The organism is Curtobacterium sp. MCBA15_007, from assembly GCF_001864905.1.
GTDB lineage: Bacteria > Actinomycetota > Actinomycetes > Actinomycetales > Microbacteriaceae > Curtobacterium > Curtobacterium poinsettiae.
Genome location: NZ_MJGM01000022.1, coordinates 23533 through 49360 on the forward strand (window position 1 = coordinate 23533; position 25828 = coordinate 49360).

Here is a 25828-nt window from a genome sequence, read left to right on the forward strand (position 1 = left end):
GTCCGTGACGGGCCGCGTCTACGCGGCCGGCGCCTCCGCCGGGGTCGTCGCCCCGTACACGGCGGTGAGGATGCTCTCCACCCACTGGATGAGGGCGTCGTCCGGCAGCGCCTGGTCGTGCGGGCGCGGCACGGGGATGCTCGACGCGTTCTGCTGCGGGAACCAGCGGGCCCCCGGGAACATGCGCTTCAGGCGCACCTGTGACGAGTCGGCGAGTTCCTTGCCGGCAACCCGCAGGTTGGAACCCATCACGACGACGTCGGACAAGCCGACCTGCTGCGCCATCCGACGCAGGCGGGAGACCTCGACCAGGGTCTGCACGGCCTGCGGCGGCTGCCCGTAGCGGTCGGTGAGCTCGTCGAGCACCATGTCGATCGCGTTCGGCTGCGCCGTCGGGGCCGAGGCCGCCGACAGCTTCTGGTACGCCTCGAGCCGGAGCCGCTCGGACTCGACGTAGTCCTCGGGGATGTGCGCGTCGACGGGGATCTCGAGCCGGAGCTCGGTCTGCCCCTCGGCGACGTCGCCACGGAACTGCGACACCGCCTCGCCGATCATCCGGAGGTACAGGTCGAACCCGACACCCGCGATGTGGCCGGACTGCTCACCACCGAGCAGGTTGCCCGCCCCGCGGATCTCGAGGTCCTTCATGGCGACCTGCATGCCCGCACCGAGCTCGTTGTTCGCGGCGATGGTCTCGAGGCGGTCCTGTGCGGTCTCGGACAGCGGCTTGTCGGAGTCGTAGAGGAAGTACGCGTACCCGCGCTCGCGGCCACGGCCGACCCGACCGCGCAGCTGGTGCAGCTGCGACAGCCCGTACTTGTCGGCCTTGTCGATGATGAGCGTGTTGGCGTTCGCGATGTCGAGACCGGTCTCGATGATCGTCGTCGAGACGAGGACGTCGAAGCGACGCTCCCAGAAGTCGACCATGACCTGCTCGAGGGTGGTCTCCGACATCTGCCCGTGCGCCACGGCGATGCGGGCGTCCGGCACGATCTCGGCCAGGTGCGCGGCGACGCCCTGGATGTCCTTCACCCGGTTGTGCACGTAGAACACCTGGCCCTCACGCAGGAGCTCGCGGCGGATTGCGGCGGCGACCTGCAGGTCGGACTGCGGCCCGACGAAGGTCAGGATGGGGTGCCGGTCCTCTGGCGGGGTGGCCAGGGTCGACATCTCGCGGATGCCCGTGACCGCCATCTCGAGCGAGCGCGGGATCGGGGTCGCCGACATCGCCAGCACGTCGACGTTCGTCTTGAACTTCTTGAGCTGGTCCTTGTGCTCGACGCCGAACCGCTGTTCCTCGTCGATGATGACGAGACCGACGTCCTTGAAGGTGATGCCCTGCGACAGGATCCGGTGGGTCGCGATGACGATGTCGACCGTGCCGTCGGCGAGCCCGGCGATGGTCTCCTTCGACTCCTTCTCGGTCTGGAACCGGCTCAGGGCGCGCAGGTGCACCGGGAACCCGGCGAAGCGCTCCTGGAAGGTCTCCATGTGCTGGCGGACGAGCAGGGTCGTCGGGACGAGCATGACGACCTGCTTGCCGTCCTGCACGGCCTTGAACGCGGCGCGGATCGCGACCTCGGTCTTGCCGTAGCCGACGTCGCCGGAGAGCAGGCGGTCCATCGGGATCGGCCGTTCCATGTCGCGCTTGATCTCGTCGATCGTGGTGAGCTGGTCGGCGGTCTCGGCGAACGGGAACGCCTCTTCCAACTCGCGCTGCCACGGGGTGTCGGGACCGAACGCGTGCCCCTTCGACGCCATCCGCGCCGAGTACAGCTTGACCAGGTCGACGGCGATGTCGCGGACGGCCTTGCGCGCCTTCGACTTGGCGGCGGACCAGTCCGAGCCGCCCATCTTCGACAGGGTCGGGGACTCACCACCGACGTAGCGGGACAGCTGGTCGAGCTGGTCGGTCGGCACGAAGAGCTTGTCGCCCGGGTAGTTGCGCTTCGACGGCGCGTACTCGAGCACGAGGTACTCGCGCTGCGTCTTCACCGCGTTGCGTCCACCCGAGCTCACTTCGCGGCTGACGAGCTCGACGAACTTGCCGATGCCGTGGGTCGCGTGCACGACGACGTCGCCCGGCTTGAGCTGCAGCGGGTCGACGACGTTCTTGCGCCGGCTCGCGAGCTTCTTGACGGTGCGGGCCCCCTGCTGGACGCTGCGGCCGTAGAACTCGGCCTCGCTCAGGACCGCGATGCGGGGGTCGGGGATGGCGAAGCCGTGCTCGACGGTCGCGGTCGTCACGACGGCGAACCCCGGCTCGGGCGGCGCGTCGACCGCTGCGGCACGGGCAGCGACCCCGGCGTCGGCCAGCACCTGGACCGCACGTTCGACGAGGCCCTGCCCCTGCGCGGTCACCACGACCGCCCACCCGTCGTCGGTCAGCGACTTGACGTGCGCGATCGCCCCGTCGGCGCTGCCCGCGAAGCTCGGCACCGCCTCCGCCCGGACGCGGATGTACTCGCCGGCTTCGGCAGCGGCCTCGGCGTCGGTGAGGACGCGCTCGGTGTCCCCTTCGTCGAGGCCGGAGTCGAACGGCGACACCGTCCACCAGGTGCGCTGCCCGCGGGTGTTCTTGAGCTGCTGCACGGTCAGGAAGTTGCCCGCGTCGAGGTCGATCGGGGCCTGTGCCCCGGCGACCGCTGCGCTCCAGGCCGCCTGCAGGAACTCGGTGTTCGTCTCGGCCAGGCTGTTCGCGCGGCCGTTCACCCGCTCGGGCGAGAACACCGCGATGGTGGCGTCGTCCGGCAGGTAGGAGGTCATCGGAACGAGGTCCTGCACGAGCGCCGGAGCGAGCGACTCCATGCCCTCGACCGGGATGCCCTCGGCGATCTTCGCGAGCATCTGGGACAGGTTCGGGAACTCGTGCAGCATCTCGCGGGCCCGCTGCCGGACTTCCTCGCTGAGCAGGAGTTCGCGCGAGGCGGTCAGCTCGACCGAACCGAGGTCGTCCTCGGTGGTGCGCTGGTCGGCGACGGAGAACGCCTTGATCGCCTCGATCTCGTCGCCGAAGAAGTCGACACGCGCCGGGTGGTCGGCCGCCGGCGGGAAGACGTCGAGGATGCCACCGCGCACCGCGAACTCACCACGGCGGGTGACGAGGTCGACGCGCGAGTAGGCGAGGTCCACCAGCTGCGCCGAGATCGCCGCCAGGTCGTTGCCCCGCGAGTCGGTCCGGAGCACCACCGGCGCCAGGGACGTCAGGTTGCTCGCGATCGGCTGCAGCGCGGCTCGGACGCTCGCGACGACGACGGTCTGGCGCCGCTCGGTCGGGTCCGTCGCCTGCCACGCAGCGAGCTTGCGGAGCGTCGCGATGCGTGTGCCGACGGTCTGGGGGCTCGGGCTGAGACGCTCGTGCGGCAGGGTCTCCCACGCGGGGAACTCGAGCACCTCGGCGTCGGGGACGTAGCTGCCGAACGCTTCGCGGACCGCTTCGGCTTCACGCCCAGTCGCCGTGATGACGAGGACGCACTGCGGACCGTTGCGCTCGGCGAGCAGCGCACCGAGCAGCGGCACGCGCAGGCCGTCCACGACGGAGAAGTCGGCGTCGCGCGGTGCGGCGCGCAGCACGCGATCGAAGGCGGAGGCGCGCGAGAGCGCAGGGATGATGCCCGAGATCGTCACTCAGGAGATGGTACCGGCCACCACCGACGCCGACCGCGCCGTGCGCGACGGGCGAACAGCGCGGAACACTCAAGACGGAGCGTGCACGCGCTGCTGTGCGGCGAGCAGGCCGACCTCGGCGATCGCCTCGACCGCGTCGGCGGCGTCGGCCAGCAGGATCGGGAGCGTCTTCTTCTCGGCTGCGGAGAAGTCACGCAGCACGTAGTCGGCCGGGTCCTGCCGACCGGGCGGACGCCCGATGCCGACCCGGACGCGCATGAACTCGTTCGTCCCGGTGGCCTTGATGATGTCGCGCAGCCCGTTGTGCCCGCCGTGCCCGCCACTACCCTTCAGGCGGACGGTGTCGAACGGCAGGTCGAGCTCATCGTGCACGACGACGAGGTCGGCCGGGGTGGCGCTGTAGAACCCGAGCACCGAGGAGACCGGTCCGCCCGAGGTGTTCATGAACGACCCGGGCTTCGCCAGCACGAGTCGTGTGCCGCCGGGCACCAGGCGCCCCTCGGCGACCTGGTTCGGCGTCTTGTGCTTCTTGAACGTCGCACCCATGCGGGACGCGAGTTCGTCGAGGACCATCTGGCCGACGTTGTGGCGGTTGCCCGCGTAGTCGGGCCCGGGGTTACCGAGCCCGACCACCACGAGGATGTTGTCCGTCACAGCGTCGACCAGATGTCTTCGAAGGGGGTGTTACTCGGCGTCCGCGGCGCCCTCGGCACCCGACTCGGCGCCGGCCTCGGCCGAGGCTTCGTCCGCAGCGTCGTCGTCAGCGGTGCCACGCGGGGTGACGATCGCGACGACGAGCGCCTCGGGGTCGGTCTCGAGCTCGGCGCCCTCGGGGAGCTCGAGCTGCGAGGCGTGGATCTGCACGCCGTCCTCGAGGCCCTCGACGTTCACGGAGACGTGCTCCGGGATGTCGGTGGCGAGCACGAGCAGCGAGATCGTGTTGAGGTCCTGCACGTGGATGGTGCCGGAGAAGGACTCGCCCTCGATGACGACGGGCACGTCGACCGTGACCTTCTCGCCACGGCGGAGGACCACGAGGTCGATGTGCTCGATGATCTGACGCACCGGGTCACGCTGGACGTCCTTGACGAGGGCGAGCTGGGCAGCACCCTCGATGTCGAGGTCGACGACCGCGTTGGCGGTACGGACGAGCAGCATGGTCTCGTGACCGGGCAGCGAGATGTGCTTCGGCTCGGTCCCGTGGCCGTAGACGACGGCGGGGATCTTGTCGGCCGCGCGGAGCTTGCGAGCAGCGCCCTTGCCGAACTTGGTGCGGACTTCCGCTGCGAGCTTGGTGTAGTCGGCCATGGTGCCTCCTGGTGTCGGGGACGACGCCGGGGTGCCGGCATCGTGGGGGTCTGTGGTGTTGCAACTCGAACGCGTGCACGCGTGAGGAACGATCCCAGGGTCTTGCCGGGTATCCCACCGCGTCGATCACGGCCGCGCGTACGCAGCCCTCGCCGAAGTCAGGGACCGAGTCTAGCAGTACCGTCCGGGCGTGTCGCGCGGCACGGTCCGGACGCCAACCGGGACGGACAGGAGGCCCGTGGCTGTCCCGCCACGGGCCTCCTGTCCGTCGTCCCCATGCGACGGGCGCGGGGCGCTCCCCCCAGGACCGCTCCCCGCGACCGCCGCGTCAGTCGATCCCGGCCGGCGCCGCCGGCGCGAGCCGCGCGATCACCCGGTCGAGGCGGGCATCCACCTGCGGTTGCCGGGTCGACCCCTTCCGGAGCACGGCGGCGTCGGTCGCGGTGACGTGCAGCAGCCGTTCCCACTCCGCCGCGTACAGCGCGCTGCGGTAGCCGGAGGACTCCTGGCACGCGACGTCCCGTTCGGCGACGGCGACCTCGGCCTTCCCCGGGTCGTCCGAGAACAGGACGACCTGGTCGCCGTCACGGACGCTGACGTGCATCGAGGGGGTCGGCATGCCCTCCGGCCCCTCCGGCAGGTCCGGCACACCGGACGGCGCCATGCAGGTGCGCCACTCGGCCGCCGCCGTCCGGACCGTGTCGTCCTGACGTGCGTCCAACGCAGCCAGGTACGTCAGGCGCTGGGCGAGCTCGGAGGCCGCCTGCTCGGTGCCGCGCAGCGTGGTACCGAGGGTCTTCCGGGCGGCCTTCCAGCAGCGGGCGGCCACGTCGTCCGGGAGTGCCGCGAACGCCGCCTGGCGGTCGGGGTCGTACCCCCACTTCCGCATGCCCGCCTGGTTCGCACCGGCCACGGACGACCCGTGGTAGCCGCGGGTCTCGGCGAGCGCCGCGGTGAGGGGCCGGGTGGTCGCGAGTGCGGGTGACGGGTTCGCCCGGGCGGCGGTGTCTGCCGCGTCGTCGTCGGCCTGCAGCCCGGCCGCGGTCGCCCAGGGCGCCGGATCGTCGATGCCGGCCTTCCGCAGGCAGGGCTCGGCCACGAGGTCCTCTGCGTACGTGGTCTTCGACGAGGCCGGTGCGACGAAGGCGTCGAGCGGCATCGCCCACGCGGTGCTGTCCTGTTCGACGGTGGGTGCGACCGCGACGTCGGCGCGTTCGGGCAACCCGTGGACGACCGCGGTGGCCAGTCCGGCGAGGACGACGACGAGGGTGCCGGTCTTCGCGACGCGGTTCGTGATCTGCATGGTTCCCCCTAGGCGCGGACGAGGCCGCGTTCGTGTGCGGTGATGACGACCTGGATCCGGTTCCGGAGGCCGAGCTTCGTCAGGACGGCGCGGACGTGGGTCTTCACGGTGGCGTCGCTCAGGAAGACCGACTCGGCGATCTCGGCGTTGCTGAGCCCCTTCGCGACGAGCATGAAGACCTCGCGCTCGCGAGCCGTCAGCGAGTCGAGCACCTCGTCACGCCGATCGGTGACGGCCGGGGTGCCCTGCGCGCGCAGCAGGTCGAGCGCCTCCGCTTCCGTCGGTGCCGGTCGGCCCGCGTGCACGTCGCGGATGGTCGCGGTGACGACGTCGGGCAGGGCGTCCTTCGTCAGGAACGCTGCGGCGCCGGCGCGGAGTGCGGCGAGCACGGCGTCGTCGCGGCGGATGGTCGTGAGCGCGACGACCCGCGGGCGGTCCTGGGTCGACGCGGCGAGCCGGGTCAGGGTCTCGATGCCGTTCATGACCGGCATCCGCAGGTCGAGCAGCAGGACGTCGGGGTGTTCGGCGGCGCAGAGTTCGAGGGCGGCGGCACCGTCGCCGGCGGTCCCGACACAGGTCATGTCGTCCTGGGCGTCCACGAGCATCTGCATCCCGGTGGCGAACAGTCGTTGGTCGTCGACGACGGCGACGCGGACGGCGCTCATCGGACGCGCTCCGGCCGGACGGCCGCGGTGTCGGTGTCGGTGTCGTGCGTCGGCACGGCGGCGGTCGTCGGCAGCCACGCGGTGACGACCCACTCGTCCGTGGTGTCGCCGACACCGGCACGCAGCCAGCCGCCGGCCAGTCGTGCACGCTCCTGCATCCCGGCGACACCGGACCCGAAACCGTCGAGCTCGACGAGCGGTTCGCTGCCCCGTGACGTCACGACGACGCCGAGCCCCGGCCCGCGCCAGTCGAGCGCCACCCGGGCCGTCGCTGTCCGCCCCTGGTGCTTCAGCACGTTCGTCAGGCTCTCCTGGACGATCCGGTGCACCGCGCTGGCGCTGCCCGCGGGGACCTGACCGGCTGCGCCGTGCTCCTCGAACGTCGCGGTCATCCCGAGCTCCCGCATGTCCTCGACCAGGTCGGGGACATCGAGCAAGCCGTGACGGTCGGCGTCGTCGCTCGCCTGGATGCGTTCGACCAGGGCCCGGACGTCGCCCAGTGCCGAGCGGCTCACGTCAGCGATGTCCTGCAGCGCCCGGGCAGCGTGTTCGTCCCGCACGGCGATGGCTGCGGCCCCCTGGGCCTGGGACACGACGACCGCCAGCGAGTGGGCCAGCGAGTCGTGCACGTCGCGGGCGATGCGGGCACGGTCCTGCTCGGCGCGGAGCTCGGTCGTGGTCACCTCGGTGCGGCGCTGCGCCTCGACCACACGGACCCGGGCGAGGCCGATCCGCCACGCGGCACCGATGGCCACGCCGACGGCCCAGGCGACACCGCTGACCCCGACGAACGCGAACGTGATCGTGACGAGGTCCGACCGGGTCCCGCCCTCGTTCCCCACCCAGCTGCCCCAGACGTCCTGGTCGGCAGCGGTCGGGACCGCCATCGCCCAGGCGGCCGCCGCGCTCGCGAGCAGGAGCACGGGGACCGCGAGGTAGCGGAGCAGGTCGGACCGACCGGCGCCGACGACGCCGACGACGATCGCGATCGCCAGGTACTCCGGCCAGGTCGTGTCGGTCGGCCGGGTGAGCAGCCGGGCAGCCTGCAGGAGCGGGATGCCGACGACCAGTCCGAGCGCGGTCGCGGGCATCCACGCGGCGAGGCCGATGGCGACGGCGAAGGCCGACACCACGACGACGTGGTCGGCGAGTCCCGCACGTCCGGCTTCGGCGACGATCCAGAGCACGAGGTACACGGCACCGGCGGCCGGGGCCAGCAGGTGCCGGTACCGGCGGAGGAAGGAGGTCATGACGCGAGCGTATGGGCCGCGCTGCACGGGGACCGAGCCGCGCGACCGCTTTTCATCCGAGGTGATGAGGACGCGTCGGTTCGCTCAGCGACGGACCTTCCGACGGTGCTCCTGCGCGGCGTGGAGGACGTCGCGGGCCCGGTCGCTCGCCGCCTCGGCCTGGTCGCGGGCTGCTTCGAGCCGGGTGATCTCGGCTTCGGCCTGCTCGAGGGCACGCTGGAGCTCCGCGCGGCGCTCCTCCGCCTGTTCGAGATCGGCCTCGGCGGTGTCGAGTGCTGCGTCGGCGTCGCGGGACTCCGTGCGCGCTGCGGTCTCGGCCTGGCGCGCGGCCTTCCGGTCGGCGGCCGGGTCGCGCTTCGGTTCGGGTTCGGCGTCCGGTTCCGCGGCGTCGCGCTGCGCGGGCCTGGAGGCACGGCTCGCCTTCCGCGCACCCCTCGCCTGGGAGATGGGGATGGGTGGGGCATCGCTGCCGGACCAGGCATCGGGCACCGCGTCCGGATCCGCGAGCGCCCCGTCGAGGTCGACCGCGTCGAACCCCACGCTCTCGAGCGCCGTCACGAGCAGCCCTGACCGGACGGCCGCGCCGGCGTGCGGATCCGCCATCGCCGCCTCGATCGTCGACCGGACCTGCTCGAGCACCGCCGGGGTGACGGGATGTCCGGCGTCGGACGCCAGGTCCGCACCGGCCTGCGCGAGGGCGTCGACGACCTCGGCGCGCTGCCGACGGAGGGTCCGGATCGCGTCGGGGTCGGCGTCGGCTTGGGCCTTGCGGAGCGCCGGTCCGAGGTCGACGGCGTCGTCGAGGGCACCGTCGTGGGCGAGCAGGTCGATCACCCAGGCGGCCGGTGAGGGCTTCCGGAGCTTCCCGATCGCCGTCGCGAGGGCACGGTCGTCCGGCCGCACCGCGCGCTGCCGTGCGGTGCGCTCGGCGACGAAGTCCGGCGGCGCGACGAGCAGCAGCTCCCTGGCGACGTCGGCGAACTCCATGCGACCACTGTGCCCGTTCACCACCGTGCCCGCGCAGCACCGTGCCCGCGCAGCACCCTGCCCGCGCAGCACCCTGCCCGCGGCTTCGGGGACTACCAGTCGTGGACGGTGCCGTCGGCCAGGCGGTTGAACGGCAGGTACGCCTGCTCGTACGGGTACTTGCCGGCCTCGTCGACATCGAGACTGACCCCGAGACCCGGCTCGTCACCCGGGTGCAGGTAGCCGTCGCTGAACGTGAACGTCTGGTGGAACACCTGGTTGGTCTGCGGCCCGTGCTGCATGTACTCCTGGATGCCGAAGTTGTGGATCGCGAGCCCGAGGTGCATCTGCGCGGCGAGGCCCACCGGGGAGATGTCGGTCGGCCCGTGGAACCCGGACTTGACCTGGTAGAGCGCGGCGTACTCCATCGTCTTCTTGAGCGGGGTGACGCCGCCCATGTGCGTGACGGCACCTCGCACGTAGTCGATGAGCTGGTCGCGGATGATGTCCTTGAAGTCCCAGATGGTGTTGAACACCTCGCCGATCGCCAGCGGCGTCGTGGTGTGCTGCCGGACGAGCTGCAGGGCCTCCTGGTTCTCGGCGGGGGTGCAGTCCTCGAGCCAGAACAGGTCGTACGGCTCGAGCGACTTGCCGAGCTTCGCGGCCTGCAGCGGGGTCATCCGGTGGTGACCGTCGTGCAGCAGGGGCAGCTCCGGGCCGAACTCGTTGCGGACGGCCTCGAACACGGTGGGCACGTGGCGCAGGTAGGCACGGGTGTCCCAGTCCTCCATCGCCGGGTACGCACCGCGCTGGGCGGGTTCGAAGTCGTAGCGGACGCCGGCGTTGCCCTCGGTGGTCGTGTTCGACGCGATGCCGTAGATGGACTCGAGGCCGGGGACACCGGTCTGCACGCGGATGGAGCGGTAGCCCTCTTCCTGGTGCTCTCGGATGGAGTCGAACAGCTCGGGCAGTTCCTTGCCCGAGGCGTGGCCGTACGCCATCAGCCCGGTGCGCGATGCCCCGCCGAGCAGCTGGTAGAGCGGCATCCCGGCGACCTTCGCCTTGATGTCCCAGAGGGCCATGTCGACGGCGGCGATCGCGGCCATCGTGACCGGTCCGCGGCGCCAGTACGACGACCGGTACAGGAACTGCCAGGCGTCCTCGATGCGGCTGGCATCACGGCCGACGAGCAGCGGGACGACGTGCTCGGACAGGTACGCGGAGACGGCGAGTTCCCGGCCGTTCAGGGTGGCGTCGCCGAGTCCGGTGACGCCGTCGGCGGTCGTGAGCTTGAGCGTCACGAAGTTCCGGTTCGGGCTGGTCACGATGACCTCGGCCCGCTCGATCAGCTGCCCGCGGTCCGCCGAGGCCCAGGTGTCCGGACGTCCGGCGGTGGTCTCGGCCGGCCCGCTGTCGGTGGCGCCGGGGACCGGGGCCGCGGGGTTCGTGGTGTTCGTGTCGGTCATGCGTGGACTCCTCCGTTGGAGCTCTGGCGGGCTGCTGCCGCGGCGGTGCGGATGCCCTCGGCCGCCGCCGTCACGGCAGCGACCACGGGGGTGGTGTCGAGTTCGGGGGCGACGACGGCCAGGACGTCGTGCACGTCCGAGTCTGGCCCGGGGGCGCCGGGGTCGTCCACCAGGTCGGGCCGCCCCGTGACGTGCAGCCACCACGCGGCGAGGGCGGTGGCCGCCCCGGCACCGATGCCGGCCGAGGGGTCGCGGCTGAGCCGGTGCCGCACGACGTCGACGATGCGCACGGGCAGCTTCTGCGAGCCGCCGGACGCGATCTGCCGCAGGGTGTGCCGGATGCGCGGGTTGGCGAACCGCTCGACCAGGGCCTCGCGGGCGTCGGTGACCTCGGCCTCGGGCAGGGGCAGCTCGAGCGCGGCTTCGTCCCAGAGCTGCTCGACGGCGGTGCGGCAGACGGGGTCGTCCATCGCCTCGGCCACGGTGTCGTGGCCGAGTTCCAGCCCCAGGTAGGCCAGGAGCGAGTGCGAGCCGTTCAGCAGCCAGAGCTTCCGCTGTTCGTACGGGGTGACGTCGTCGACGATCCGGACGCCCGCCGTCTGCCACGCCGGGCGGTCGATCCCGTCGAAGGCGTCCTCGAGCACCCACTCCGCGAACGGCTCGGTCACGACGGGGACCCGGTCGCCGGCGAGCGCACCCGGCAGTTCCGGCAGGTGCGCGACGTCGTCGTCGGTGGTGGCCGGGGTGATCCGGTCCACCATCGAGCTCGGGAACGTGACGTTCGCCTCGATCCAGTCGCGCAGGGCGTCGTCGGTGACGGCGTCGAGCACGGCGTCGCGCAGGACCGCCCCGTTGTGCGTCAGGTTGTCGAGGCTGACCAGCGCGATGCGCCCGGAGCCGGCGGTGCGGCGGGCATCGAGCCCTGCGACCAACCGGGCCGGCACGTCGGAACCGGGCCGGTAGCCCTGCTCGGTGACCGTCAGCGTGACGATGGTCGTCTCCGGGGACGCGACCACGTGCCTCCAGGCGGTGTCGTCGCTGCCCGGGTGGGCGGCCGTGATCGTGTCGACCACCTCGGCGCTGTCGCCGGACGCGGCGCGGGTGACCAGCGTGTACCGGCAGCCCTGGGCAGTCAGGGCGTCGGCGACGTCGGGCGAGCGCCCGGTGAAGGCGGTGATCCCCCACGGTTCGCCGCCGGTGTGGGTGGTGTACCAGGCGAGGTGGGCGCGCGCGAACGCGCCCACCCCCACGTGGACGATGCCCGGTCGGCGATCGGTCATGCGGTCACCGGGACGAGCGAGCGGAGGTAGGCGAGGTTGTCGGCGGTGCGGGCCTCGAGCGGCAGGTCGGTGGAGAAGTCCTCGATGGTGACCCAGCCGTCGTAGCCCACCTGGCGGAGCGCGTCGAGGTACTCGGACACCGACGCCTGGCCGGTGCGCAGGGGTGCCCACTCGTGCTGCCAGATCGAGCTGCCGTCGGCACGGGTGTCGCCGGTGTCGACCCAGCGGGCGTTCTTCACGTGGGCGTGGGCCAGGTACGGCCCGAGCAGTTCGAAGGCGGCGAGGTGGTCTTCGTACCCCTCGATCACGAGGTTGCCGAGGTCGTGGATGACGCCGACGTGCGCGGGGTCGAGACCGTCGATCAGCCGCAGTGCCGCGGATGCCGACGGCGTGATCGTCATGTGGTGCAGCTCGACGAGTGCCTTCACGCCGAGCTCCGACGCACGCGCCGCGACCCACTCGAGGTCGGCCCGGGTGCGGTCGAAGAGCTGCGGGTAGGTCTCGCCGGTGCGTTCCTTCTCGGCCCGGTAGTGCGGCATCGTGACGCGGACCTGCCGGGCACCGAGTTCGCTCGTCACGCGGAGCATCGTCTCGACACCGTCGTGGTCGGCGGCCGGCTGGTAGCCGCCGATGCTCGAGTACTCGAGCCCCGCGGCGTCGGTGACCCGGGCGATCTCGCCGACCCGGTCGCGGATGCCGGTGTACTGCCAGGTCGAGTTGTTGCCCGCCCAGAACGACCGCTCGGCGGGGACCTCGGCGCCGTCGGCCGGGCGGTCGTCGACGATGCGCCACTCGATGCCGTCCCAGCCCTGCGCCGCCAGGGTCTCGGCGGCTTCGGCGGGGGTCCAGTCGGGAGTGGAGGCGGTGAACACGGAGAACTTCATCGGGTGGCTCCTTCGGTCGCGGCGGCGGTTGCGGGGGTGCCGACGACCGGCACCACGTCGGCTGGGCTGGCGCTGCCTTGCCCTCGATCAGCCCCGCCGACGACCGGCACCACGTCGTCGTACGTCCCCTCGATCACGTCGTCGATGCGCACGGGGTGTCCGAGCGTCGCACTGACGTAGAGCCCGCGGACGGTGGCGAGCGAGACCAGGGCTGCGTCGACGGTGACGCCCGGTTCGCGGCCCTGCCGGATCGCGTCGACGATGTCGGTGTACTGCCGAGCGTGCCCGGCGGCGAAGTGGTCGGGCTCGGCCGGGCCGCCGACGACGTGCTCGGGCGGGACGACGTCGTCCTTCTGGTCGACGGCTCCGGCGACCGCGCTGGCGTTCGACGTGGTCGCGGCGGACTCGAGCGTCGCGGTGTCCGGGGCGATGTGGAAGTAGGCGAGCCGGTCGTCGTCGACGATCGCGGACCCGTGCGTGCCGTACACGGCGTACCGGGCGGAGAGCCCCGGGTACGCGGCGGTCGTGCAGTGGACGACGCCGAGCGCCCCGCCGGCGAACCGGACGGTGGCGACCGCGGTGTCCTCGACCTCGATGCGGTCGTGGGCGAGGAGCCCGGTCTGGGCCGAGATCTCGACCGGACGGCCGAGCGCCCAGACGAGCAGGTCGACGGTGTGCACGCCCTGGTTCATCACCGCGCCGCCGCCGTCGAGCGCCCAGGTGCCGCGCCAGTCACCGGAGTCGTAGTACCCCTGCGACCGGTACCAGGCCACGCTCGCCAGGCCCGAGGTCACGGTGCCGAACCCGCCGTCGTGCGCCGCCCGGGCGACGGCCGCCGAGGCCGGGTCGAAACGGTGCTGGCTGATGACGCTCGTGACGAGCCCGCGGTCGCGAGCGGCTGCGGCGAGCGCCGCGATCTGCCGCGCCCGGGGCATCGTGGTGTCGAGCGGCTTCTCGATGACGACGTGCTTGCCGGCGGCCAGGGCGGCCTCGGCCAGCTGCACGTGCATGCCCGAGGGCGAGCAGATCGCGACGACGTCGATGTCGGACTGGTCGATCGCCTCTCCGATGGTGGACGTCGTGATCGGACGGGCGACGCCCATCGCCTCGATCGCGTCGGCCGCGCTCGTGGCGGCTTCGGGTACGGCGTCGACGAAGGCGACGACCTGCAGGTCGGGGTGGTGCACGGCGACGGTGGCGTGGTGACGGCCGATGACGCCGGCGCCGACGACTGCCAACTTCAGTGGGGTGGTCATCGCAGGGTGACTCCGATCTGGTCGGTGAGGGTGCGGAAGGCCCGGCCGGCACGACCGAAGGCCGCGGGGCCGGAGAACCCGCCGAGGGAGGTGAAGTCGCTGAGGTGCGGTTCGAGCGAGGCGTACCCGGAGTACCCGGCGTCGCGGAGCGCGGTGAGGGTCTGGAGCAGTTCGCCGTCGCCCTCGCCCGCCGGCACCACCGACGAGTCGTCGGCGAGGGCGTCCTTCACCTGCAGGTAGTCGACGTACGGGGCGAGCTGCTCCCAGCCGTCGGTGAAGGGCCGGACTCCGCACTGCACGTAGTTCGCGTTGTCCCAGGCCAGTCGGAGCGCGGACGAACCGACGCTCTCGACGATGTCGAGCACGCGCGCGGGGACGTCGCCGTAGATGTCCTTCTCGTTCTCGTGCAGCAGGGTCACCCCTTCGCGCTCGGCGAGGTCGGCGAGCGCCCGCATCCGGACGAGGACGTCGTCACGGACGTCGTCCGGCTGCCGACCTTCGAAGTAGAACGAGAAGATCCGGATGTTCGTGGTGCCGAGGGCGTGCGCGGCACGGATCGCGCGGGCGAGGCGTGCGACCTCGTGCTCGACGGGTTCGTCGACGGGCACCTTGCCGATCGGCGAGGCGATCGCGGACACGGTCTGCCCACGCTCGTCGAGCAGCCGGTGGAGTCCGGCGAGCTGGTCGTCGTCGAGGTCGACGACGTTGACGCCCCAGGCGCTGCGGACCTCGATGGCGCTCGCGCCGAGCGCCTGCAGGACCGCGACCTGGACGACCGGGTCGGCGTCGATCTCGTCGCCGAAACCGGAGAGTTCCCACGTGGGCTGGTCGGTCATGGTGTCCTTTCGTTCGGACGGGAGGCGCGTGGCGGGGCCGCCTCGGGCCTCCAGTCCGGTTCTGGGTTGCGGACTACTTGACGGAGCCGGCGGTCAGACCGCCGACCAGGTAGCGCTGGAAGATCAGGTACAGGGCGACGACGGGGACGGCGCACACGATCGAGGCGGCCATCATCTGGCCGTAGATCGGGACGGCACCGCCCTCTTGCGTGGTGCCGAGCACCTGCAGCACCACGGCGACCGTCCGGGTGTTCGGGGTCGTCATGATCGTGGAGAACAGGACGTCGTTCCACCCGAGCAGGAACGCGAAGATCGCGGACACGACGATGCCCGGCCACGACAGTGGGAGCACGATCTTGGTCAGGATCTTCGTCGAGCTGGCGCCGTCGATGCGCGCCGCTTCCTCGAGTTCCTTCGGCAGGCCGCGCAGGTACGTGACCATGACCCACGTCGAGAACGGCAGCGCGAACGTCAGGTAGGTGACGAACAGGCCCCACCGGGTGCCGATGATCTGCACGCCGGTGGCACTGGCGATGTTCGAGAACACCACGAAGACCGGCAGCAGCAGGAGCGTGCCGGGGATCGACTGCAGGGCGAGGAGTCCGCGGAGGATCGTCAGGCGGCCGAGGAACCGGAACCGCACCAGCACGTACGCCGTGGACACGGCGAGCGCGGCACTCGCGACGGCGACGGCTCCGGCGGTGAGCATCGAGTTCACCAGTCCCTCGCCGAGGGCGACGGTGGACCAGATCTCGACGTAGTTCGACAGGGTGAACTCGGACGGGAAGTACTCGCCGCGGGCGACCGCGACGTCGGAGTTGACCGAGCCGAACAGGATGTAGAGCACCGGGACGGCGATGAACGCGATGATCACCGCGATGACGGTGACGAGCAGCCAGCGCGGCAGCAGCCGGGTGACGTCGGTGTCGTAGGGGCGTTTGGTCCGTCGTCCGCCGCTGCCGGTCGTGATGCTCTCGGTGAGCGTCGCGGTGGGGCGGGTGCGGGTGCTGAAGGACGTGCTCGGGGTGGTCATGCGCGTGCTCCGTCGATGTCGGCGGCGGTCGGGGCGGCGGCGAGCGTGGCGCGGTCGGCGCGACGCTGCTTCCGGTTGGGGCCGGCGTCGTCGCCGGTGTCGAGCTTGACCGCCCGCAGGTAGACGAACAGCGGGATCGCGACGATCACGAGTGAGCAGATCGCCATCGCCGCGGACAGGCCGAAGCGGAACGACTGGAAGCTCGCGATGTACGTCAGGACGGGCATCACCTCGACGCTGGACGGCAGCGGGATGCCGAACAGCACGAACGGCAGCGTGAAGTTGTTGATGTTGTGCAGGATCGAGATGATCACCGCGAGGCTCAGCGGGCCGCGCAGGTACGGGAAGATGATGTACCGCAGCTTCGCCCACCAGGTCACCCCGTCGAGTGCGGCGGCCTCGTGCACCTCGTTGTCCACGGCCTGCAGCCCGGCCAGGGACAGCAGGTAGACGAAGGGCCAGCTCGTCCAGATCATCACGCCGGCGAGCGCCCAGTACGACGCCGAGCCGTTCAGCCACAGCACGTCGGTGTGCAGGATCGAGTTCACGACTCCCTGCGGCTGGAGCATCGTGCGGAAGAACGTGCCGACGACGAATGCCGGGAGCACGTACGGGATCAGGTAGATCGAGCGGACGAGCCCGCGACCGGGGAACCGGTTCTGCGTCGAGATCGCGGCGGCGACGCCGATCGGCACGGTCACCGCGGTGACGAGCACCGACAGCGACACCGAGATCCAGATCGAGTGCAGCAGCGGCGAGTTCGTGAACGCCTCGGTGAAGTTGGCGAACCCGACGAACGGGGCGCTGAACCACTGGCGGAGCGTGTACTGGTCGAGGTCGAGCATCGCGATCCAGAAGCCCACCACCAGCGGCACCACGATGACGGCGAGCATGAGGAGCCCGCCGGGCAGGAGCATCCACAGCGGGCGCTCGCGTTTGTACAGGGGCGTCTTGCCGGCCGGACGGACCGGGCGGGGCGGCGCCGAATCGGTGCGGGGCCTGGTCTGCGTGCTGGTCATCACAGACCTCCGTTCTTCTGACGGTCGAGGGTGGCCTGGGCGTCCTTCTGGGCGTCCTGCAGGCGCTTGCGGAGCTGGTCGTCGGTGACCTCGCCGGACTTCAGCGACGGGATCGACTGCACGACCACGTCGACCAGGGCGAGCTGGATGTCGGACCAGGCGCCGGTGAACGCGGTCGGCTTGGACAGGCGGCCGGCGTCGATGATCGGCTTGAGCTGCGGGTTGTCGGCGGCCAGGTCGGCGGCGGCCGATGCGTTGGTCGGCAGGTTGCCGAACAGGTCGTAGTACTCGAGCTGCGCCTTCGGGGCGCTGAGCTGCTTGACGAACGCGAACGACAGCTTCTGCTTGGTGCCGTAGTCGGCGACGACCCAGTTGTCGCCGGACAGGATGCTGGCGGCCTCGATGCCGTCGGACGGCCGCTCGGTCGCACCCGGGGGGACGGTGGGCAGCAGGGCGAACTCGTAGTCGCCGTCGACCTTGGTGCCCTTGAACGAGTTGATCGCGGTGGTGGTGGTCATCGGGAAGAACGCCGCCTTGCCCTCGGTGAACTGCGCCAGGGCCTGGGCGTTGTTCCAGCCGATCGCGGCCGGGTCGACGACACCGTCCTTGGTGACCCAGTCGAAGTAGGTGCGGTAGGCGTTCTCGACGGCCTTGCTGTCGATCTCGGCCTTCGAGCCGTCGACGATCGTGTTGCCGGCGTTCTGGGCCATCCCCCACACGAACTTCCACGGGTCGAAGCCGTCGGCGTAGGCGATCGCCATGCCGTACCGTCCGTCACCCGTGGTGGCCTTCGCGTCGGCGGTCAGCTCGTCCCAGGTGGTGGGCATGTCGGTGATCCCGGCCTTCGCGAGCAGGTCCTTGTTCACGGCCATCACGAACGGCCGGCTGGCGAACGGGATCCCGATCTGCTTCGACGCACTCGGACCGGAGATGCCGAACGACGCGGGGTCGAACTGGTCCTTACCGCCGATCGCGTCCCACTCCTTCGTGCCCATCTCGACGAAGGCGCCGGTGGCGTAGGCGGTCGGGGTGAACGTGGTGCCGATCGCGTACACGTCAGGGCCCTGGCCGGAGATGACGCTCGTCTGGATCGCGGTCAGTTCCTCCTGCGCGGACGAGTAAGTCTCCCACTGGATGTCCGCACCGGTGGTGCGCTTGAACTCGGCGGCGGTGTCCCGCTGCCACTGCTTGCGTTCCTTGGGGTAGGTGGTGTCCGCGCCCATCATCACGCGGAGGGTGTTCGGGTCGTCGCCGCTGCCGTTCACCACGGCGCATCCCTGCAGGGACAGTGCGGCGAGGGCGACCACGGCGACGGCACCGACGAGGGTGCGGACTTGCAGTCTTCGCGTCTTCACGGGGGTTTCCTCCTCGAGACCTCCTCCGAGCGGCGCTGCTCGGTGGCACCACTGTTCCGCCGTTGGCAACATGCGGCAACCGGTTGCCACTTGTTGCCAGACGCGAATACGTTCGGCCTCGTGAAGGACCTCTCGACGGACGGCGGCGGGCGCACGGGCGGTGCCGCGGGCGCTGCTGGTGCCGCTGGCGCCGCTGGCGCGGGCACCGCCGCTGGTGCTCGCACTGCCGACGCTGCAGGCGGTGCTCGCGCTGCCGGTGCCGCCGCTGGTGCCGCGCGTCGCGTCACCATCCGCGACATCGCCGACGCGACCGGGGTCGCCGCCTCCACCGTCTCCCGCGCCCTGTCCCTGCCCGACCGGGTCAACGCCGTCACCCAGGAGCGCATCCAGCAGGCGGCCCGCGAACTCGGGTACGTCGCCAACTCGCAGGCCCGGGCACTGACCTCGGGCCGCACCCGCGCCGTCGCCGTGCTCGTGTCCGACATCACGAACCCGTTCTACTTCGACGTCATCCGCGGCACGCAGCACCAGCTCGCCGGGGCCGGCTGGACCCAGTTGCTCGTCGACACCGAGGAGTCCGCAGACGCCGAGATGGCCGCGCTCACCGCCGTCGGGGCGAAGGCCGACGGGGTCGTGCTCACCGCGTCACGACTGTCCGACGCGCAGATCGCCCGGTTCGCCGAGCGGATCACCCTGGTCGTCGTGAACCGCAGGCCCGCAGGCGTGCCCTCGGTGCTCATCGACACCCCCGGCGGCGTCGAGCAGGCGGTCCAGCATCTGGTGTCGCTGGGACACCGGGAGATCCTGTACGTCGCCGGGCCGGACAGCTCGTGGTCGAACGAGCGACGGTGGCGAGCACTCGTGCAGGTCGCCAAGCGCCTGGGCGTCCGCGTCGCCCGGGTCGGCCCGCACGCGCCCTTCGTGGACTCCGGTGCCGCCGCTGCCGACGCCGCCGTGCACGCCGGGGCGACCGCGTGCATCGCCTTCAACGACCTGATCGCCATCGGGATGCTCGCCCGACTGCGGGAGCGCGGGGTCCGCGTCCCCCGGGACATGAGCATCGTCGGCTGCGACGACATCTTCGGCGCCGACTTCTGCAACCCGCCGCTCACCACGATGACCTCGCCGATCGAACGGGCCGGCCGGGTCGCGATCCGGATGCTGCTCGGCCGCCTCGGCGCCCTGCCCGCCGACGAGCTGCCGGGGGAGCACATGTCCGGCGCCGTCGCCCTGCCCACCCACCTGACCGTGCGCGAGTCGACCGGGCCGGCGCCCCGGGCTGGCATCGCCTGATCCCGCACGCCCCCAGAACTCACCGCCCCGAACTCGCCGCCCCGAAGGAGTCGATGATGACCCGCACCAGCACCCCCACCCGGCTCGCGCCGCACCCCGACCGGCTGTTCCCCGCCGACCCCGGGGCCCGAGCCGTGGCACGCACCGTGTACGAGGCGGTCAAGGACGCCCCGATCATCTCGCCGCACGGGCACGTCGATGCAGCACTGATCGCCGCGGACCAGCCGTTCAGCGACCCCGCGTCGCTGCTCATCACGCCCGACCACTACGTGCTCCGCCTGCTGCACGCGAACGGGGTGGACCTGGCTGCGCTGGGACGCGCGGACCTGTCGGGGCCCCGCCCGGGCTCGCAGGCTCGCCCGGCGGCGTCGGCGCATCGCTGGCGCGATGCCGCTGAGCCGACGCCGCCAGGCCGTGCCGTCTGGCGGCAGCTGGCGGAGCACTGGGACGACTTCCTCGGGACCCCCGTGCGCTACTGGTTCGAGACGGAGCTCCACGACGTGTTCGGGCTCGACCAGGCACCGTCCGCGGCGAACGCGGACGACCAGTACGACCACATCGCCGGCCTGCTGGCATCCCCCGCCTTCCGGCCACGCGCGCTCTTCGACGCCTTCGGGATCGAGGTCCTCGCCACCACGGACGGCCCGGCGGACGACCTCGCTGCGCACGCGCAGCTCGCCGCCGACCCCGGCTTCACCGGCCGGGTCCTCCCGACGTTCCGCGCGGACGCCGTGTTCGACCCGACGCGGTCGGACTGGAGGCCCGTGGTCGCGTCGATCGGCGAGGCCGCAGGCATCGACACGGGTACCCACGCAGGACTGTTGGCGGCGCTCCGCGCACGTCGCCACCACTTCATCGAGCACGGCGCGACCGCCACCGACACCGGGGTGCTCGACGCGGGCTCCGCCCCACTGTCGTCGAGCGAGCGGGAACGCATCCACGCGGCGGCGCTGCGGGATGCGTCCTCGGTCACCGATGCCGAGGCGACGGCGTACCGCCACGACATGCTCTACCGCTGGGCCGAGATGAGCGTCGAGGACGGCCTCGTCATGCAGCTGCACCCCGGGGTGATCCGGAACCACCACACCCCGACGCTCGAGCGCTTCGGGCCGGACACCGGCCACGACCTGCCGGCCGTCGGGTCGTTCACCGAGCCGCTCCGGCCGCTGCTCGAGTCCTTCGGCACCGCTCCCGGGTTCCACCTGGTGCTGTTCACCGTCGACGAGACCGTCTTCTCGCGCGAGATCGGGCCGCTCGCAGGCTTCTACCCCGCCGTGTACGCGGGCGCGCCGTGGTGGTTCATCGACACCCCGGCGGCCATCGGGCGCTACCGCTCGGCCGTCACCGACTCGGCGTCGTTCACCAAGACCTCCGGGTTCATCGACGACACCCGCGCGTACTGCTCGATCCCGGCGCGGCACGACATGGCTCGGCGGGCGGACGCGGCGTACCTGGCGTCACTCGTGGTCACGCACCAGATCTCGGAGGAGGACGCCGTGCACACGGCCCGGCGCATCGTGTCCGACATCCCGAAGGCGACGTTCAAGCTCTGAGCGGGGGGGGGCGCGTGGTGCGGGGTGCGGCGCGCTGGTGGCCGCGTGGTGCGAGGTGCGGCGCGCTGGTGGCCGCGTGGTGCGAGGTTCCGTGCCTGGTGCGAGGTTGCCGGGTCGCACGGGACACGGAACCTCGCACGGTTCGGTGATGCGCCGGTACCGTCGGGCACATGACGGAGCGGGTGACGGCGGCGTACGGCGCTCGGGCCGATGAGTACGCGGCACTGCTCGGGTCGATGAGCGCCGTCCACCCCGACGACCGAGCCCTCGTCGACGCCTGGGCAGCCGGTCGCAGCGGTCCCCTGGTCGACGCCGGGTGCGGTCCCGGGCACTGGACGGCGCACCTCGCACGGCAGGGGCACCGCGTCACCGGCATCGACGCGGTGCCGCAGTTCGTCGAGCACGCACGACGGACGCACGGCGCTGTGGACGCGGACCTCGACTTCCGGGTCGGGTCGCTCGACGCGCTGCCGCTTGCGGACGGCAGCGTCGACGGGGTCCTCGCGTGGTACTCGGTGATCCACCACGACCCATCGCAGATCGGTGGGGCACTCGCCGAGTTCTGTCGGGTGCTCGCCCCCGGCGGTGGGCTGTTGCTCGGGTTCTTCGAGGGCGCCGCGGTCGAGGCCTTCGACCACGCGGTCGTCACCGCGTACCGCTGGCCGGTCGCGTCCCTGGCGGCGCTGCTGGACGAAGCGGGGTTCGACGTCGCGGACGTCCACACCCGCACGGCTCCGGAGCACCGGCCGCACGGGGCGATCAGTGCGGTGCGCCGCTGATCGCTGATCGCTGACCGCTGACCGCCGTCCGTCCGAGCGGCCGGTCAGGCGTCCGAGACCATCGCGCTCAGAGCAGCGGCGATCTCCGTCACGGCATCGAGTTCCCCTTCCGCGATCGCGACGATGAAGTCGTACGCCTGATCGTTCGAGGCGTGGAGCCGGACACCGTTCACGCCGAGGAAGACCACGAGCAGCATCAGCCCGAGGCGCTTGTTGCCGTCGACCAAGGCGTGGTTCCGGAGGGCGGAGTGGACGAGCGCCGCCGCTTTCTCGACCAGTGTCGGGTAGGCGTCGTTCCCGCCTACCGACGCGGCGGGTCGCGCGACCGCCGCCTCGAGCAGTCCGACGTCGCGGATCACGGAGTCAGCCCCCAGGGTCCGACGAGCGATGTGCAACGTCTCGTCGGTCGTGAGGTGGATCACTTGCCGAGTCGTTCGAGCGCCTCGGCGTAGCGCGGGAGCTCTCGGTCGAGGATGCCGTCGATCAGGTCGCTGCGGCTGTGCTGCTCGACGTACTCGCGGATGGCGGCGCGGGCGACGTCCTGCATCGAGCGCTCCTCGAGGTCAGCACGCTTGCGCAACGCCGCTGCCTCGGCATCGTCGAGTCGGAGGGTCATGGCCATGGAGTCGATGGTATCAACGGTGGTACCTGAACGGGCTGCAGTGATCGTGGTCATGGAACGACGGTACGAGCGTCCCCGTCGACGCAGACGAGACCAGGGGGCTGATGGGGATGACGACGGCCGCGCTGCGCCCTGTGGAGGAACTGCCAGGATCCGTCGCAGGTCGTCGACGTTCGTCAGTCGGTGGTGACCGCGAGCGCGGCGAGGATCTCCCGCACGGTGTCGTCGACCGATCCGTCGATCGACACCGCGACCGCCGCCTCGTCGGGCTGCGGCCGCTCGAGGGTCGCGAACTGCGAGTCGAGCAGGGTCGTCGGCATGTACTCGTGGTGACGGTGGGACTGCCGCTCGGCGATGAGGTCGCGGGACCCGTCGAGGAAGGCGATGACGAGCCCCGGTGCGGATGCGCGCAGACGGTCCCGGTAGACGCGCTTGAGCGCTGAGTTCGCCATCACGCACCGGGACCCGTCGGCCTCGACCGCGGCGATCCGCTCGGCGCAGGCGTCGAGCCACGGCCAGCGGTCCTCGTCGGTGAGCGGCGTGCCCTGCCGCATCTTCTCCTTGTTGGCGGCCGGGTGCAGGTCGTCGGCGTCGACGAAGACACAGGGTTCGCCCTGCGCGACCAGGGCGTCGGTGAGGGTCTGGCCGATGGTGGACTTGCCGGAGCCCGAGACTCCCATGACGAGGACGGGCGGGTGGACAGCGAGCTCGCTCATCCCTCCACAGTATTGATCCGGTGAACTCTGGTCCCCAGTTCCCGGAACTCCTGTGCGGTCCCAGACCACCGGTCGTAGGTTGGGCGCCAACGTCAGGACAAAGGAGACCCTCGTGGCAGACAACAACGGTCAGGCGAACATCGGAGTCGTCGGACTCGCAGTGATGGGCTCGAACCTCGCCCGCAACCTCGCATCGCGCGAAGGCAACACGGTGGCGGTCTACAACCGCACGTACGCCCGCACCGAGGAACTGCTCCAGGAGCACGGCGACGCAGGGTTCATCGCGTCCGAGGACATCGACGGGTTCGTCGCGTCGCTGTCGAAGCCCCGTACCGCGATCATCATGGTGCAGGCCGGCAAGGGCACCGACGCCGTGATCGGGCAGCTCGCCGAACGGTTCGAGCCGGGCGACATCATCGTCGACGGGGGCAACGCGAACTTCCACGACACCATCCGCCGTGAGCACGATCTGCGCGAGCAGGGGCTGAACTTCGTCGGCACCGGCATCTCCGGTGGTGAAGAGGGCGCACTCAAGGGCCCGTCGATCATGCCCGGTGGCTCGAAGGAGGCCTGGGAGACGCTCGGGCCGATCCTCAAGTCGATCGCCGCGGTGGCCGAAGGTGAACCGTGCGTGACCCACATCGGCACCGACGGCGCCGGGCACTTCGTCAAGATGGTGCACAACGGCATCGAGTACGCCGACATGCAGCTCATCGCCGAGTCGTACGACCTGCTCCGTCGCGTCGGCGGGCTCTCGGTGGAGGACCTGGTGCAGGTCTTCGACGAGTGGAACAAGGGCGACCTCGAGTCCTACCTGATCGAGATCACCGGCGAGGTCCTCAAGCAGCGCGACGCCGCCACCGGCAAGCCGCTCGTCGACGTCATCCGTGACGCGGCCGGCTCGAAGGGCACCGGCGTCTGGACCGTGCAGAACGCGGTGGGTCTGGGCATCCCGGTGTCGGGCATCGGCGAAGCCGTGTTCGCCCGTGCGGTGTCGTCGAAGCCGACGCAGCGTGCCGCCGTGCAGCAGTCGGTCAAGAGCCGTCCGCAGATCGCCGAGGTGCCGGACACCTTCGCCGACGACGTCCGTGCGGCGCTCTACGCCTCGAAGGTCGTCGCGTACGCGCAGGGGTTCGACCTCATCATCGCCGGGGCGAAGGAGTACGGCTGGGACATCGACCTCGGCAACGTCGCGAAGATCTGGCGAGGCGGTTGCATCATCCGGGCGCAGTTCCTGAACCGCATCGTCGAGGCGTACGACGAGAACCCGAAGCTCGAGTCGCTGCTGGTCGACCCGTACTTCGCGAACGCCGTCGCCGAGGGCGAAGCAGCCTGGCGGCGCATCGTCGGGATCGCCGCCGCATCCGGTGTCCCCGCGCCGGGCTTCTCGTCCGCGCTGTCGTACTTCGACTCGCTCGCGTCCGACCGGCTGCCCGCAGCGCTGATCCAGGGCCAGCGCGACTTCTTCGGAGCGCACACCTACCAGCGCATCGACAAGGACGGCACCTTCCACACGCTGTGGTCCGACGACGACCGCCGCGAGGTCGAGCAGGAGCCGTCGACGCACTGACGAACCGCGCCCGCCGACGACCGACGTCGGTGCGTGCGCAGCACGGAGGGCCTCGCCGAACGCGGGGCCCTTCGTCGCATCAGGCGACGATGCGCTCCCGTGCCAGGTCGGCGACGAGCCGGTCCAGCCGCGGACCACGCCCGAGCAGCCGCCGCGAACCCGGTGCAGTCCGGACGAAGAAGGTCGCGACGGCCGGGGTGTCGTCCGGCCGCACGTGGTGGATCGCCACCGCACAGGCTCGGCGAGCACCGTCCGAGCCGCCAGCGCGACCCGAGCCACCCGAGCGGCGCGAGGCACCCGAGCCGTCCGTCCGTTCCGGCACGTCCTCGAGCCCGACGTGCACGACCCGACTCCACCGGATCACGAGCAGCCGGGTCGCCCGCCGTTCGTCGAGTTCCCACAGGGAGGCCTCGGTGGCGCCGAAGGCCCACGTCACGCGCGAACCGAGGTGGGTGTCCGGACGGACTTCGTCGATGACGCCGCGGAGTTCGGGCGTCGGCGCCGCCGGCACCAGCCACACCGTCGGGTCGATCCGACGGATGGCGAGCGCGAGCGCCTCGTCCGCCTGCCGCCGCCGTGCCGTCGCGGTCCGCACCACCGCGATCACGATGACCACGACACCGAGTCCGATCGCACCGAACTCGACGATGCCGTACCAGGACAGGTCCACGCTGGGTGCCGTCGAGACGACGACGATCCGGGTGATCAGGAGTGCCAGCCAGACGGCGACGATGACCCAGCGCAGGGTGGCGAGTCGACGTGCCGGCGACATCGGTGTCCGCCCGGCGCCGCGGGCACGACCGGACCGCGGGACACCATCCGGACGCTGCAGCACGGTCTGATCCTCCCACGAGGCGCGCGCCACCTGCTGGCCGGACCCGGTGAACGCGCGGGGAAGCCCGCACACAGCCCACGAGCGGCCTGACGACCTACGCTCGGGCGGTGACCACCGAGACGACGGACGAACCGATCGGCCGACCGACGGCGGATCCGTCCTCCGGGACGCGCGGGCCCGATGCACCTTCGAACCGACGTTGTACGCTGATC

General features: G+C 71.3%; 23 protein-coding genes. 4 read left to right on the forward strand and 19 right to left on the reverse strand.

Features of this window, described 5'->3' with window-relative positions; all coding sequences use genetic code 11:
• Positions 1–18: 18 nt before the first annotated feature.
• The 15 genes from mfd to BIU95_RS10720 all read right to left on the reverse strand — a co-directional run bounded on the left by mfd (position 19) and on the right by BIU95_RS10720 (position 18248).
• Complete coding sequence (mfd, locus tag BIU95_RS10650; RefSeq protein WP_071251652.1) at positions 19–3627, reverse strand: transcription-repair coupling factor; 3609 nt, start codon at positions 3625–3627, stop codon at positions 19–21.
• A 69-nt stretch (positions 3628–3696) separates the two neighbouring features.
• Complete coding sequence (gene pth, locus BIU95_RS10655; RefSeq protein ID WP_017886754.1) at positions 3697–4281, reverse strand: aminoacyl-tRNA hydrolase; 585 nt, start codon at positions 4279–4281, stop codon at positions 3697–3699.
• 30 nt (positions 4282–4311) lie between these two features.
• A complete protein-coding gene (locus BIU95_RS10660; protein WP_017886755.1) occupies positions 4312–4935 on the reverse strand; it encodes a 50S ribosomal protein L25/general stress protein Ctc in 624 nt (207 codons plus the stop codon).
• Between the two features lie 328 nt (positions 4936–5263).
• Positions 5264–6238 carry a hypothetical protein gene (locus tag BIU95_RS10665; RefSeq protein ID WP_042537724.1) on the reverse strand — a complete coding sequence of 325 codons (975 nt, stop codon included), beginning with the start codon at positions 6236–6238 and terminating at the stop codon, positions 5264–5266.
• A gap of 8 nt (positions 6239–6246) precedes the next feature.
• Positions 6247–6903: a response regulator transcription factor gene (locus BIU95_RS10670; RefSeq protein ID WP_042537855.1), complete on the reverse strand. Its 657-nt coding sequence runs from the start codon at positions 6901–6903 to the stop codon at positions 6247–6249.
• On the reverse strand, positions 6900–8153 hold the full coding sequence (locus BIU95_RS10675) for a sensor histidine kinase (protein WP_052481663.1): 1254 nt from the start codon (positions 8151–8153) through the stop codon (positions 6900–6902). The genes BIU95_RS10670 and BIU95_RS10675 overlap by 4 nt, the downstream gene beginning before the upstream one ends.
• Before the next feature lie 84 nt (positions 8154–8237).
• Complete coding sequence (locus BIU95_RS10680; protein ID WP_071251653.1) at positions 8238–9140, reverse strand: hypothetical protein; 903 nt, start codon at positions 9138–9140, stop codon at positions 8238–8240.
• Positions 9141–9232: 92 nt separating this feature from the next.
• Positions 9233–10585, reverse strand: coding sequence for a D-mannonate dehydratase ManD (gene manD, locus BIU95_RS10685; RefSeq protein WP_254783341.1), 1353 nt, complete (start codon positions 10583–10585; stop codon positions 9233–9235).
• On the reverse strand, positions 10582–11865 hold the full coding sequence (locus BIU95_RS10690) for a mannitol dehydrogenase family protein (protein WP_071251654.1): 1284 nt from the start codon (positions 11863–11865) through the stop codon (positions 10582–10584). Before BIU95_RS10690 ends, manD begins: the two co-directional genes overlap by 4 nt.
• Positions 11862–12749: a sugar phosphate isomerase/epimerase gene (locus tag BIU95_RS10695; protein WP_071251655.1), complete on the reverse strand. Its 888-nt coding sequence runs from the start codon at positions 12747–12749 to the stop codon at positions 11862–11864. Before BIU95_RS10695 ends, BIU95_RS10690 begins: the two co-directional genes overlap by 4 nt.
• Complete coding sequence (locus BIU95_RS10700; protein WP_071251656.1) at positions 12746–14005, reverse strand: Gfo/Idh/MocA family protein; 1260 nt, start codon at positions 14003–14005, stop codon at positions 12746–12748. The genes BIU95_RS10695 and BIU95_RS10700 overlap by 4 nt, the downstream gene beginning before the upstream one ends.
• Positions 14002–14841, reverse strand: coding sequence for a sugar phosphate isomerase/epimerase (locus BIU95_RS10705; protein ID WP_071251657.1), 840 nt, complete (start codon positions 14839–14841; stop codon positions 14002–14004). The genes BIU95_RS10700 and BIU95_RS10705 overlap by 4 nt, the downstream gene beginning before the upstream one ends.
• 73 nt (positions 14842–14914) lie before the next feature.
• On the reverse strand, positions 14915–15874 hold the full coding sequence (locus tag BIU95_RS10710; protein ID WP_175470752.1) for a carbohydrate ABC transporter permease: 960 nt from the start codon (positions 15872–15874) through the stop codon (positions 14915–14917).
• Positions 15871–16893 carry a carbohydrate ABC transporter permease gene (locus BIU95_RS10715; RefSeq protein ID WP_056072810.1) on the reverse strand — a complete coding sequence of 341 codons (1023 nt, stop codon included), beginning with the start codon at positions 16891–16893 and terminating at the stop codon, positions 15871–15873. The genes BIU95_RS10710 and BIU95_RS10715 overlap by 4 nt, the downstream gene beginning before the upstream one ends.
• Positions 16893–18248: an ABC transporter substrate-binding protein gene (locus BIU95_RS10720; protein ID WP_175470753.1), complete on the reverse strand. Its 1356-nt coding sequence runs from the start codon at positions 18246–18248 to the stop codon at positions 16893–16895. Before BIU95_RS10720 ends, BIU95_RS10715 begins: the two co-directional genes overlap by 1 nt.
• 120 nt (positions 18249–18368) lie before the next feature.
• Here BIU95_RS10720 and BIU95_RS10725 point away from each other — a divergent pair, with 120 nt between their 5' ends.
• The 3 genes from BIU95_RS10725 to BIU95_RS10735 all read left to right on the forward strand — a co-directional run bounded on the left by BIU95_RS10725 (position 18369) and on the right by BIU95_RS10735 (position 21873).
• Positions 18369–19541 (forward strand): LacI family DNA-binding transcriptional regulator, encoded by a 1173-nt coding sequence (locus tag BIU95_RS10725; protein ID WP_175470754.1) that lies wholly within the window; start codon positions 18369–18371, stop codon positions 19539–19541.
• 56 nt (positions 19542–19597) lie between these two features.
• Entirely contained in the window at positions 19598–21094 is a 1497-nt protein-coding gene (gene uxaC / locus BIU95_RS10730; RefSeq protein WP_071251658.1) for a glucuronate isomerase, read from the forward strand.
• A 170-nt stretch (positions 21095–21264) separates the two neighbouring features.
• Positions 21265–21873, forward strand: a complete 609-nt coding sequence (locus tag BIU95_RS10735; RefSeq protein WP_056072803.1) for a class I SAM-dependent methyltransferase — start codon at positions 21265–21267, stop codon at positions 21871–21873.
• A gap of 44 nt (positions 21874–21917) precedes the next feature.
• Here BIU95_RS10735 and BIU95_RS10740 read toward each other — a convergent pair whose 3' ends face one another.
• From BIU95_RS10740 to BIU95_RS10750, 3 genes are all read right to left on the reverse strand, one after another.
• On the reverse strand, positions 21918–22295 hold the full coding sequence (locus BIU95_RS10740) for a type II toxin-antitoxin system death-on-curing family toxin (RefSeq protein ID WP_071251659.1): 378 nt from the start codon (positions 22293–22295) through the stop codon (positions 21918–21920).
• Positions 22292–22495, reverse strand: coding sequence for a ribbon-helix-helix protein, CopG family (locus tag BIU95_RS10745; RefSeq protein WP_017886769.1), 204 nt, complete (start codon positions 22493–22495; stop codon positions 22292–22294). The genes BIU95_RS10740 and BIU95_RS10745 overlap by 4 nt, the downstream gene beginning before the upstream one ends.
• Positions 22496–22671: 176 nt before the next feature.
• Positions 22672–23211 (reverse strand): gluconokinase, encoded by a 540-nt coding sequence (locus BIU95_RS10750; RefSeq protein WP_017886770.1) that lies wholly within the window; start codon positions 23209–23211, stop codon positions 22672–22674.
• A 112-nt stretch (positions 23212–23323) separates the two neighbouring features.
• On the opposite strand from BIU95_RS10750, the gene gndA reads away from it, so the two are divergent.
• Positions 23324–24781 (forward strand): NADP-dependent phosphogluconate dehydrogenase, encoded by a 1458-nt coding sequence (gene gndA / locus BIU95_RS10755; RefSeq protein WP_017886771.1) that lies wholly within the window; start codon positions 23324–23326, stop codon positions 24779–24781.
• 79 nt (positions 24782–24860) lie between these two features.
• Here the strand turns inward: gndA and BIU95_RS10760 are convergent, their stop codons facing one another.
• Complete coding sequence (locus BIU95_RS10760) at positions 24861–25616, reverse strand: hypothetical protein (protein WP_042537736.1); 756 nt, start codon at positions 25614–25616, stop codon at positions 24861–24863.
• Between the last annotated feature and the right edge of the window lie 212 nt (positions 25617–25828).

Excerpts from the sequence above, each read along its gene's own strand:
- BIU95_RS10660 (WP_017886755.1), bottom strand. The coding sequence starts at position 4,935 with ATGGCCGACTACACCAAGCTCGCAGCGGAAGTCCGCACCAAGTTCGGC.
- BIU95_RS10665 (WP_042537724.1), bottom strand. The coding sequence starts at position 6,238 with ATGCAGATCACGAACCGCGTCGCGAAGACCGGCACCCTCGTCGTCGTC.
- BIU95_RS10670 (WP_042537855.1), bottom strand. The coding sequence starts at position 6,903 with ATGAGCGCCGTCCGCGTCGCCGTCGTCGACGACCAACGACTGTTCGCC.
- BIU95_RS10675 (WP_052481663.1), bottom strand. The coding sequence starts at position 8,153 with ATGACCTCCTTCCTCCGCCGGTACCGGCACCTGCTGGCCCCGGCCGCC.
- BIU95_RS10680 (WP_071251653.1), bottom strand. The coding sequence starts at position 9,140 with ATGGAGTTCGCCGACGTCGCCAGGGAGCTGCTGCTCGTCGCGCCGCCG.
- manD (WP_254783341.1), bottom strand. The coding sequence starts at position 10,585 with ATGACCGACACGAACACCACGAACCCCGCGGCCCCGGTCCCCGGCGCC.
- BIU95_RS10690 (WP_071251654.1), bottom strand. The coding sequence starts at position 11,865 with ATGACCGATCGCCGACCGGGCATCGTCCACGTGGGGGTGGGCGCGTTC.
- BIU95_RS10695 (WP_071251655.1), bottom strand. The coding sequence starts at position 12,749 with ATGAAGTTCTCCGTGTTCACCGCCTCCACTCCCGACTGGACCCCCGCC.
- BIU95_RS10700 (WP_071251656.1), bottom strand. The coding sequence starts at position 14,005 with ATGACCACCCCACTGAAGTTGGCAGTCGTCGGCGCCGGCGTCATCGGC.
- BIU95_RS10705 (WP_071251657.1), bottom strand. The coding sequence starts at position 14,841 with ATGACCGACCAGCCCACGTGGGAACTCTCCGGTTTCGGCGACGAGATC.
- BIU95_RS10710 (WP_175470752.1), bottom strand. The coding sequence starts at position 15,874 with ATGACCACCCCGAGCACGTCCTTCAGCACCCGCACCCGCCCCACCGCG.
- BIU95_RS10715 (WP_056072810.1), bottom strand. The coding sequence starts at position 16,893 with ATGACCAGCACGCAGACCAGGCCCCGCACCGATTCGGCGCCGCCCCGC.
- uxaC (WP_071251658.1), top strand. The coding sequence starts at position 19,598 with ATGACCCGCACCAGCACCCCCACCCGGCTCGCGCCGCACCCCGACCGG.
- BIU95_RS10735 (WP_056072803.1), top strand. The coding sequence starts at position 21,265 with ATGACGGAGCGGGTGACGGCGGCGTACGGCGCTCGGGCCGATGAGTAC.
- BIU95_RS10745 (WP_017886769.1), bottom strand. The coding sequence starts at position 22,495 with ATGGCCATGACCCTCCGACTCGACGATGCCGAGGCAGCGGCGTTGCGC.
- BIU95_RS10750 (WP_017886770.1), bottom strand. The coding sequence starts at position 23,211 with ATGAGCGAGCTCGCTGTCCACCCGCCCGTCCTCGTCATGGGAGTCTCG.